The 8,786-nt window shown below is 45.7% G+C and carries 12 protein-coding genes and 3 pseudogenes; 6 read left to right on the top strand and 9 right to left on the bottom strand.

Features of this window, described 5'->3' with window-relative positions; all coding sequences use genetic code 11:
* From KTG12_RS20575 to KTG12_RS20540, 9 genes and pseudogenes are all read right to left on the bottom strand, one after another.
* Positions 1 to 311 (bottom strand): annotated as a pseudogene (locus KTG12_RS20575) (hypothetical protein); the annotation flags it as partial.
* A 396-nt stretch (positions 312 to 707) separates the two neighbouring features.
* A complete protein-coding gene (locus KTG12_RS22015) occupies positions 708 to 821 on the bottom strand; it encodes a helix-turn-helix domain-containing protein (protein ID WP_237976649.1) in 114 nt (37 codons plus the stop codon).
* A complete protein-coding gene (locus KTG12_RS20570) occupies positions 818 to 1,261 on the bottom strand; it encodes a recombinase family protein (protein WP_227226050.1) in 444 nt (147 codons plus the stop codon). Before KTG12_RS20570 ends, KTG12_RS22015 begins: the two co-directional genes overlap by 4 nt.
* A 3-nt stretch (positions 1,262 to 1,264) precedes the next feature.
* Positions 1,265 to 1,795 (bottom strand): annotated as a pseudogene (locus tag KTG12_RS20565) (hypothetical protein); the annotation flags it as partial.
* The gene (locus tag KTG12_RS20560; protein ID WP_216945531.1) at positions 1,776 to 2,261 is read right to left on the bottom strand and encodes a PH domain-containing protein; all 486 of its coding nucleotides are present in this window, start codon (positions 2,259 to 2,261) and stop codon (positions 1,776 to 1,778) included. The pseudogene KTG12_RS20565 and the gene KTG12_RS20560, both read right to left, overlap by 20 nt.
* A gap of 5 nt (positions 2,262 to 2,266) precedes the next feature.
* Positions 2,267 to 3,439 (bottom strand): toprim domain-containing protein, encoded by a 1,173-nt coding sequence (locus KTG12_RS20555; protein ID WP_216945530.1) that lies wholly within the window; start codon positions 3,437 to 3,439, stop codon positions 2,267 to 2,269.
* A gap of 20 nt (positions 3,440 to 3,459) precedes the next feature.
* Complete coding sequence (locus tag KTG12_RS20550) at positions 3,460 to 5,079, bottom strand: hypothetical protein (protein WP_075965715.1); 1,620 nt, start codon at positions 5,077 to 5,079, stop codon at positions 3,460 to 3,462.
* 9 nt (positions 5,080 to 5,088) lie between these two features.
* Positions 5,089 to 5,313: a hypothetical protein gene (locus KTG12_RS20545; RefSeq protein WP_075965714.1), complete on the bottom strand. Its 225-nt coding sequence runs from the start codon at positions 5,311 to 5,313 to the stop codon at positions 5,089 to 5,091.
* Between the two features lie 21 nt (positions 5,314 to 5,334).
* Positions 5,335 to 5,946: pseudogene (locus KTG12_RS20540) on the bottom strand (hypothetical protein); the annotation flags it as partial.
* A gap of 16 nt (positions 5,947 to 5,962) precedes the next feature.
* On the opposite strand from KTG12_RS20540, the gene KTG12_RS20535 reads away from it, so the two are divergent.
* The 6 genes from KTG12_RS20535 to KTG12_RS20510 all read left to right on the top strand — a co-directional run bounded on the left by KTG12_RS20535 (position 5,963) and on the right by KTG12_RS20510 (position 8,621).
* Complete coding sequence (locus KTG12_RS20535; RefSeq protein WP_167369849.1) at positions 5,963 to 6,139, top strand: hypothetical protein; 177 nt, start codon at positions 5,963 to 5,965, stop codon at positions 6,137 to 6,139.
* Positions 6,140 to 6,477: 338 nt separating this feature from the next.
* Complete coding sequence (locus tag KTG12_RS20530) at positions 6,478 to 6,906, top strand: hypothetical protein (RefSeq protein ID WP_122334182.1); 429 nt, start codon at positions 6,478 to 6,480, stop codon at positions 6,904 to 6,906.
* 206 nt (positions 6,907 to 7,112) lie between these two features.
* A complete protein-coding gene (locus tag KTG12_RS20525; RefSeq protein WP_075965710.1) occupies positions 7,113 to 7,721 on the top strand; it encodes an acyl carrier protein in 609 nt (202 codons plus the stop codon).
* A gap of 7 nt (positions 7,722 to 7,728) precedes the next feature.
* Positions 7,729 to 7,908, top strand: coding sequence for a hypothetical protein (locus KTG12_RS20520; protein WP_075965709.1), 180 nt, complete (start codon positions 7,729 to 7,731; stop codon positions 7,906 to 7,908).
* A gap of 36 nt (positions 7,909 to 7,944) precedes the next feature.
* Positions 7,945 to 8,358, top strand: coding sequence for a hypothetical protein (locus KTG12_RS20515; RefSeq protein ID WP_122334183.1), 414 nt, complete (start codon positions 7,945 to 7,947; stop codon positions 8,356 to 8,358).
* A gap of 98 nt (positions 8,359 to 8,456) precedes the next feature.
* On the top strand, positions 8,457 to 8,621 hold the full coding sequence (locus KTG12_RS20510; protein ID WP_167369861.1) for a hypothetical protein: 165 nt from the start codon (positions 8,457 to 8,459) through the stop codon (positions 8,619 to 8,621).
* Positions 8,622 to 8,786: the final 165 nt, after the last annotated feature.

The raw sequence follows: 8,786 nt of genomic DNA, 5'->3' as shown, positions 1-8,786 counted from the left end.
GAAGGACATACATATTGGTCAACACAAACCCATGCAACGCTTGATGTAAAAGAGCTATCTGGATATGTATACATACATGGCACTTGATCTCGAACTTTTCCCGGTTCTACCGGTTGACCTGGATATATTGTTGTATCAAAATCACCAGTTACCGCAGCCAAAACCTGGACTGCCAAATTATCTGCCCAACCATAATCATCCAGCGCATACTGGAGATTTATTCCCATACCGAGGAGTAACATCAATGCTCCTATTAACAACACAGCTTTTTTCTTTAATTGTACCATCTTTCTAGTTTTTAATTTGTTCATACTTCAATCGCTATTTTCACGACCTTCTATATCTTTTTCTCTGGAATCACCCTTGTAGAAATTATGCAAATAATACTTCACGGTGTCCGTGTCCTTCCATTATTTACTGTAATGATGGGTATAGTAAAATAAAGGCTATAGAAAAGAATTGATAAAAACAACAGGAATTTTGAAAACACACGACACTTTTTTTTCTAGCCAACCAGTGATTTGATATGAAACTAACAACAAAATACCCGACAGGGACAAATAAAGGTAACGATCAGCAACTATTCCCAAACGAGGCATTGCAACAATATGTAACGACAGCAACAAATGAATATAATTCTTTACGTTGCTCTTCTGAAAGTATAAAATTTCCATGACGTACTATTTTATTAAATCTAACTTATAAGATTATGTTCTATTTTTCAAATATCGATACAAAGAGCTTTTACTTACACTTGTAGCCTGTTCTATTTCAGAAATTAAGTAATCCTTACTATCATACATCTTTAATGCAAGTTCTATTTTTTGTTGGGTCGTTTGGGGCGTCCGCCTTTTCTTCCTCTTGCTCTTGCGCTTGATAGGCCTTCCATTGTTCTTTGGCGGATTATATCACGGTCAAATTGACTTATTCCGGCAAATATTGTAAACAATAGTTTCCTTTGCGGTGTTGTTGTGTCAAGCCATGGCTCTTTAAGAGATTTTATATCTGCATGTTTGGAGTGAATTATTTCAACTATCCCAAACAAGTCTTTTACAGAGCGTCCTAATCGAGTCAATTCCGTTATTACCACAGTGTCACCAGTTCTAAGCATATCTATCATTCGATCCAGCTCAGGTCTTTCCTTTTTTGAGCCTGTAATTTTTTCCATAAATATACGCTCACAATCATATTCGGACAATTGATCTAATTGCCTATCCAAATTTTGGTCATTTGTACTAACACGTGCATATCCTATTTTCATAAATGACAGTTGGTCGTTCAATGCCCATAGGGTCTGGCTCCGTTCCGCTCCCGTAAGCATATTCTCCTTGCCTCCCTTTGCCACGGCATCACGGAGCAGGGAGAATACCGTCACCAGTTCGGTTGCGGTCTCGATATACAGGTTGTTCATGCTCATTGCGGCGACAATGCCCTGTGGATTGTCGCTGATGGCTTTTTTCAACTTGCATAGCGAGATAAAAATCCTCACACCGTCATTGTACAGGTGGGTACAGGCTTTCAGCGAGGATGCGAAACCGCTTGCCGTTTTAAGGTAGCTGTTGTATTTCTTCTCCCACTGGCGCATCTGCTCGAACTCTGCGGCAATGGTATTCTGCAAAAGGGCGGTTTTCTTCTGCCCGTCCATCTGGTCTTTGACTTTGCCGAGAATCAATTCGTTGCCTTCTGCCAATGCCACATATTCCAACGGATTGGTCGTGACAATCTGCGCCTTCGCCGTGACAGACAAGATGATGCCGAATAGGAGCATCGCTATTTTAATGATTGGTGATCTCATAGATTCCTTTTCGTTGTTTGTTAAACTCTACACGCTCTCTGATAATATCCACGATATTGATTCGTTTGGGCAGACCTGTCAATTCCAGCTTGGGCGTGGTCCTGTCCATAGACAACACCGTGACAGTCTTTAGCCCGAAAATCTGCTGCAATAGGCTCTGCTGCTCGTGGAAGTCCACCACACGGTACAATTCGATGTAACCGATACTGCGTTGGAACACGCCATGCTCGGCAGTCAGCTGTTCGCTACCGATGTGATAGCGTATGCGTTTCAGGTATATAAGCCGGTAAATCAAAATGAGGGAAAGGAGAACGGCAAAGAGGGTGGCGATAGATGCAAGAGGGGCGTTCTCCATTCCTCCATAGACCAGTCCCACGGGACAAAGCAACAGCAAGGGCAGTTCGTCAATGAAGAACTGTGCCGTTTGCGGTCGTAGCGAAATCTCTCTGTATATCGGTTGTTGCATGGCTCTTATCTGTGTATATTTGGTTGTCGGTGTTCTTCTTCCTTGTCGGTTGCATACCCTGTGGTACCGAGTGGTGCTCCCAATGGGACAATCGCGTCCTTGATGCTGTCAAGGTATTCCTCGCTTGTCTTGCCAAGCAGGGCATCGTTCCAGTCCTTGTAACAGGGCATCAAGGGAAAGACTTTTATACGGTCGGAATTGATGTGCATGGATTCCGCTATGGCTTGGAACTTTTTCACGAACTCACGCCCGGCACTGTCGTTGTCGAAACACAAGTAGTGGTTTATATCCGGAGTGACGGAAAGCATACCGCGAATCTGCATATCGGTGGGAGTGCCGCCCGTGGAGACGAACACGCTTTTCTTGGAAAGGTCTGGGTTGTCCCGAAAACCATTCCTGTGTATCTGGTAGAAAGCCATTGCGTCGTAGGCACTTTCAAACCACGCAACGCCGCCTGCCTTTTGTAAAGGTTCATCGCTGAAATTGGCTATCCACAAGCCCTCGCTGCTGTTGCTGCCCTCGGCTTTGCCCTTGTAACTTCCGCTACCGTCCATCTTGGGACGGCCGCGTTCCTCCAGTCCTGCAATCTTGTCCGGCTCTTTGGGAAGTACCAGTGGAAAGACAAGGTTGGCATACGCCAAACCGTCTGAACGGTGTCTGGTAGCCAGGAAGAAATGGTCGGCAAAAGCCCGTTGTGTGAAGATGTCGATGCCACGGTTCTTGAAATAGGGATAAAAACGTTTGTGGGTCTCTCTGTCTTTCACGTCAAAACGGTGGATGTCGTAATCATCCAGCCTGAACGGAGTGTTCTCCCGTCTGGGTTGGATGATGCGCAAAGGTCTGTCATTGATGGGTTGGTTCAACAGCCTGTTGCAGACAAGGTTGACCAACCTGTCTGGAGAGACGCCGTTCCGGTGTTCCGCAAACTTCTCCGGGAATGCCTTGATAAAGGATATGATATTATAGAGCTTTTGCTGTGGTGGCTGGAAACAGCATTTGCCGTTCGGCGTGACGATGAACTTGTCACCCCGGATACGTGTGCCGTTACTGTCCATACGGATATAGGACGGATAACGCAAGCCGTCACGCTTGTTCAGGTGATAGCCTGCGTCCATCAGTATATCCTGAATGTCCAGCCGTTGCAGGAAGTCATCGTATGTCAGTTCTCCGTTTGCCATCTGTGTGTTCCTTTTATTCCTTAAAATCCTCTGCGCATCTCTGCCACCTCCTTGTTCATCTGCGCTTCAAAGTTCCTTGCAGCCACATCCATCGGCGAGTCCACTCCCGGCTTGAAATAAGGACGGGGTGCGGAACTGAAACGCTCTCCGTAAAATTCCGGACAGGGATGGTGCAGCCCGTGGGCGACATCCGACAGCACTACAGCACCTGCGGCAAGTGCGGCGAATATCTTTGTCCCCAATCCGCTGCTCATTTCGGGACGGGTCTTCATATCCACTTCGTTGAATATCTTGGAAAAGAGCTTCATGCGGTGGTAGTCATCGACTGCCAGGAACTTGTCGTACTGTTTCTGGCTGATTTCATGGGTGATGGGTTCTCCGTTGATAATGGCGGTCATCTTGTATTTGCCCTCTGTTTCTGTTGGTTGTACAGCGATGGCTTCCACTTCCACCTCACGTCCGTGTTCTCCTTCCCGGTACCAGCCTTTGTTTTCGTTGATGTATGACAAGTCCCGTCCTTCAATCAAGGCTCCTTCTTGTGGCTCTCTGATGATATGTTCGTCTTCTTGCAGTACCGTCTGTTCGGTAGAGTGCGGTGCAAGGCTGTTATCGGATTCCAATGGCAGGAGCAAGTCCTGTTCCTGCCGGTTCCGCATAGCCAGATCCTGCTCCACTTCGGGGTGCAGGGCAATGCTGATGCGCTCCTTGCTGTTCAGCGATTCCAATGTGACTTTATCGGAATAGTCATTTTGAATGACATTGTTCAGAATCTCCAGGCGTTTCTCAACCGGATGCTCTTCAATGGAATTGGAGGTCAGTGCGGATAATTCCTCTTCGGTCAGGTCATAGACCATATCGGCACTGACTTTCTCCGACTGGACGGTCAGAGTCCCGGCTTCCGTATCCACGATGATGCCGTGTGAGGACAGGCATTCCTGCCACTTCTCATTGGAGAAATAGACGGGTGAGGTAATCAGCTCCTTGTAGGGCTTTGCAGGTTCTTCGCTTCTTGGCTTGTTTACCATCGAGGTGATGACTGCCTGCAAATCCTGCAAGACATCCTGTCGGACTGGCTGTACCGGCTTTTGTGGCTGCCGATGCCCTTTGTAGTAGAATCCGTAACCGCCGGATTGCATCTCACCGGGTTTCATTCGTCCGTCCGGGCGTTCTGCCATCATAGGTGTATCTGCATAGAAAAGCCGGCCGCCGACCCTGCGCAAGTGATAGCCTTCCTGCTGTCTGGGAGTCCATCCGAGGAAAGGGGGCGGCATACCGTACCTGCCGACCCTGCCATACTCACCGATGCCGATACGGTAGCCGTGAAGTCCCATTGCCACCCTGCCGTTGGCATTACGGGCATGGACAAAGTTGCGTGGCAGCTCAAAGTCATTCTTTACTATCTCCGTAAAGGTGTTGTATGCCTTTTTGTTGGCATGGTTTGTCCCCCAGTCGGTAAGAGCTAAAAACTGCTGCTTGCTGATGGGGTATCGCAAGAGCGGAGAGTCGTGCCCCTGTACTACCAACTGGTAGCTGTCACCCACAGGTACGACATGGGCTTGCATACCGTTGCGCATCAAAAGAGCGTACATTTCGGGTTGCAAGTCCGGTCTCATCGGGTTTGTGTTGGTTCGTATTGCCATAGTCCGTGTTTATGCTTCACCGCTTTCCATAGCGGCTTCTAATTGTTCACTCTTGTAGTGGACGAATTGCTCGGCTGCCGCATCATCAATCGTGAGCGAGTGCGCTTTGCAGTATTCCACCAGTTCTTCCTGCCATTCGGCAGAAAAGTGGTTGACGTAATCCAGCCAGCCGTATTCTCCGCGCTCCATCTTCTCGATGAGCACTTCTTCGGGATAATAGGTGTTTTGTGCCATAATTACAGTGTTTGAAAGGTTTTACTTGTGAAGTCCTGCACCCATATTGCGTTGGGCACTCTTTTTCTGTTCGTTCCAGAGTTCTTCCGTGTATTGCTCTTCCGGGATATAGTCGAGATTGCCGTTATCGTCCATCATCCAGCAACCGTAACAGCCGAAGGTGTATTTATCCCATTCTCTTTTGGTCTTCTCGCTCCATTTCTTGGCGTCTCCCTGACAGAAGTGGATGCCGTCCTTCTCGTACAGGCTGATTCCGACCGTTACAGGTTCGTCTTGCATTACAAAGGTCAGCGGTTCGCCCTGTTGCATCACCTTGATTTCGGCATTGCTGAGTTTCAGTTCTTCTGCCATCACCTGTAGGTTCCGGGCGATGACCTGCGTGGGGACGGACATGACCTGATTGGTCTCGGTATCGATCTGCACGAATGCCTTTGTCTTTCGCCCGTCAGCCGTTACCGTGTCGGCAAGAATGACTTTACCGGAACAGAGCTGCTTCTGTTGTTCCTCACTGTATTTCTCCAAGGAGAATTTCTTCAGCACCGGATAGAACACGACATCGGCTTCTCCGTTCTCCTTGCGCACGAAAGCGAATCGGCTACGGTCGGTGACCGTGTTCCCGTTCTCATCGTTTACCGTTTCTAACAACGACATGATTGACGAATTCTTGAAGAAAGAGATGGGTGATATAAAAAATGCCCGAAAGTCGAAGAAACCTGACATTGACATGATATCTGGCAAGCAGGGCTTTATAGCAGGCTACAATGTCGAGATCAATAAAGGAATATACAGTAAGGATGGAGAGCATAAGACGCTTACTGACAAATAAGTCTGATGAAATGAACACCTATCACACTGAACCCCGACCTGGATGCAGGAAATTCGCTCCCTGCGGTAAAATATCCCTCCATAAATGCCGCAAGTACAAAGGCAAGTTGGAAGAATGCAAGGGATGCACGTTAGTTAAACGCAAGGCAAAGACCATAACATATGTTCAGATTGGTCAGAAAGTATGTCCACACTGTGGGAGGTCATTGCCTTTACATCGGTTCTATACTCGAATTATCAAACATAACGATAAGGAATATCACTGCCTCACATCATGGTGTAAGATGTGCATGAGTGAAGCGGCAAAAATTAGAAACCAAATAAAAATAAGAAATAGCTATGAAGAAAATAGTTCAATTGGATGAATACGAATATAACAAGTTGGCGGAACTTGCTAAACTCAATGAAGAACAGATAAACCAGAAAGCTGCCGATTTGTGGGAGAAAAAAGGAGTCGCAGAGATTGAGATAAATATAGAGACCGGCCATGATACCCGCCATGTTTTTCGCATAGATTGCAGACCGTATATCAAGTATCGGTCTGAAAGGTTCTTTATTCCCGACAAGTTGAGAGAAAGATTCAGAAAGATAGTCAAGAGTGAGTTGAATAATTCCGTTGAACAGAAGTTCGGCAAGGCTGTAGATATGATCAATATATGCAACAACAAAATTGATTCCGTGAATAAAACGCGATTTTTATGGATGCTTGTTGCAGCATCCGGATGGGCAGTGGCCGCTGTTACACTGCTATGGTATTTTACGAAGTAAGGCAACCTACAAATTATGGATACTAATCTTACCATTGAGCAAATCCACCTTGCCCTCCGGAACAGTGGGTCCCGCTTAATTGGAGAAGTATCATCTGACCCCGAATCTTTATTTCCCTTTTGGGGTTGTATAACTATCTGGCTTATAATTAGTATCTTTACATTGTTTCAAAGAGGAAACTTAATCAGGAACCTACTAAAAAACTTATGGACATAAAGACAATAGAACGTGAAGCTGTATCTTCAGCAGTGATTGATTTCGGAATCTTTAATTCCGAGAAGAACGATTATTATATCAAAGGATTCCTAACCGGTGCCCTCTGGCGCATCAACTCAGTTTGGCATGAACCGTTCGAACATCCGGCAGACGGCCAGTATTTGACTATCCTAAGACAGGGAGATCAGATACTTTCGGAAATCGCTCCTTGGAAAGACGGTAAATATCATGGCAAGGTACACTCACAGATCTCCAGCAAAGGATACGAGGTGATTAAATATGCAGACGTATGCGATCTGATTCCGGAAATGAAGGGTATCGATTTGAATATGTCTGACAGATCCGCAGAGTCTGATTCGAATGGCAAAGAGAAAATGGTAGAGAAAAAGATTCATAGAATCCTGATATGTCAGATAAATGAAGAGGTGAATCTGAACGAAACGCTGCTTAACCAAGGATTCGACAGTCTGGATGTCGTGGAAATCTGTATGAAAATAGAGAATGAATTTGATACCTCTTTCGACTTCAACTGGGTCAACGACGAAACGACAGGTTCGGAGATTATCAATTATGTGAATCAAACATTAGCCAACAAATAAATGGAATATGGAAAGATTTGAAATAGATAAAGAATCAGCAAAATATGCTGAACATAAAACCACTTTCAGAAAAGAGGTATTGAAGGAGGTCAACAATGATGACTACGAGCGCCGGCGTTCTGATTGTAGAGAGGATTTCAAAGCTGGTGCTGAATGGGCAATTAAATCCTTGCGTAAAAGTCTTTAAAAGAAAAAGAGATTTAGAAACTAATAAAGGGGAAAGATGGATATGGAAAAGCTGAAAGTTTATTACGGGTGGTCTAAGATAAATGCAGTACGCAAGAAACGCTCACTTTCTGTCATGTTTGAAAATGACCTCTCATGTCGCAGGGACAGAGGACAGCGCGTGCTGTCTGCAACTCAGGATACGGTGTTTGTGAGATATCAGGATGAAGAAGAAATGACGGACGCCAAAGCCCAGAACCGCATTTTCACCGGATACGACTTGTTTCTGGATGAGAAACCGTTTAACGGCAGTCTGGAGCTTTTATTGGAGTCAAACAGCGAAGCGGATAAGAACCACGTATCCAAGAACATGCGCGAGCGTATCACCGAAGCTCTTCGGAAAGCGTTCATGCTAGCCAATCCTGACTATAGAGAACCTGGCGGCCAGTTAAGCCTGAAATTCGGTGAATGACAATTTTGTTGTTCACTTGTGGGCACCCTGCCCGGAAGCCAACACCGGCTTCCTATGTAGTTTAATATATAATCCTATAAGAATTAAAATTGATAGAAATGGGGAAATTAGCTTACCGCTGCAAACGGCCACACAACAAACCATTATGGCTTTTGCGCATTCAGTGTGACATATCTGTGGATTTTATCAATGAAGAGTATTCGGAAGAAGTTCTGCCGGAACTTAAACAGTATATTGATAAAAAGATTCTGGATTTGGTTTAAGCAGGAGGAATCAAACGGAGTTTTGTCACTACTATGCTGAAAAAGGAGGGACAGAAAACCGTGTTGTGGATTGTCCGTAATGATATTCCACTCCAGCAATATTATATAGAGGGAGTAACTCCCTAAAAATGGTGTCCGCTTCAATGGTAAAGTAGGGTTGTAAGT

This window comes from Parabacteroides sp. MSK.9.14, assembly GCF_019041495.1.
GTDB classification, from domain to species: Bacteria; Bacteroidota; Bacteroidia; order Bacteroidales; family Tannerellaceae; genus Parabacteroides; species Parabacteroides merdae.
Note: the sequence above shows the minus strand (reverse complement) of the source record. Positions and strands in the feature narration are given on the sequence as shown.

Coding starts and splice junctions, on each gene's coding strand:
- KTG12_RS20560 (WP_216945531.1), bottom strand. CDS start 2,261: ATGCAACAACCGATATACAGAGAGATTTCGCTACGACCGCAAACGGCA.
- KTG12_RS20515 (WP_122334183.1), top strand. CDS start 7,945: ATGGATATGGAAAAGCTGAAAGTTTATTACGGGTGGTCTAAGATAAAT.
- KTG12_RS20525 (WP_075965710.1), top strand. CDS start 7,113: ATGGACATAAAGACAATAGAACGTGAAGCTGTATCTTCAGCAGTGATT.
- KTG12_RS20550 (WP_075965715.1), bottom strand. CDS start 5,079: ATGGCAATACGAACCAACACAAACCCGATGAGACCGGACTTGCAACCC.
- KTG12_RS20535 (WP_167369849.1), top strand. CDS start 5,963: ATGATTGACGAATTCTTGAAGAAAGAGATGGGTGATATAAAAAATGCC.
- KTG12_RS20555 (WP_216945530.1), bottom strand. CDS start 3,439: ATGGCAAACGGAGAACTGACATACGATGACTTCCTGCAACGGCTGGAC.
- KTG12_RS20520 (WP_075965709.1), top strand. CDS start 7,729: ATGGAAAGATTTGAAATAGATAAAGAATCAGCAAAATATGCTGAACAT.
- KTG12_RS20510 (WP_167369861.1), top strand. CDS start 8,457: ATGGGGAAATTAGCTTACCGCTGCAAACGGCCACACAACAAACCATTA.
- KTG12_RS20545 (WP_075965714.1), bottom strand. CDS start 5,313: ATGGCACAAAACACCTATTATCCCGAAGAAGTGCTCATCGAGAAGATG.
- KTG12_RS20530 (WP_122334182.1), top strand. CDS start 6,478: ATGAAGAAAATAGTTCAATTGGATGAATACGAATATAACAAGTTGGCG.
- KTG12_RS20570 (WP_227226050.1), bottom strand. CDS start 1,261: ATGAAAATAGGATATGCACGTGTTAGTACAAATGACCAAAATTTGGAT.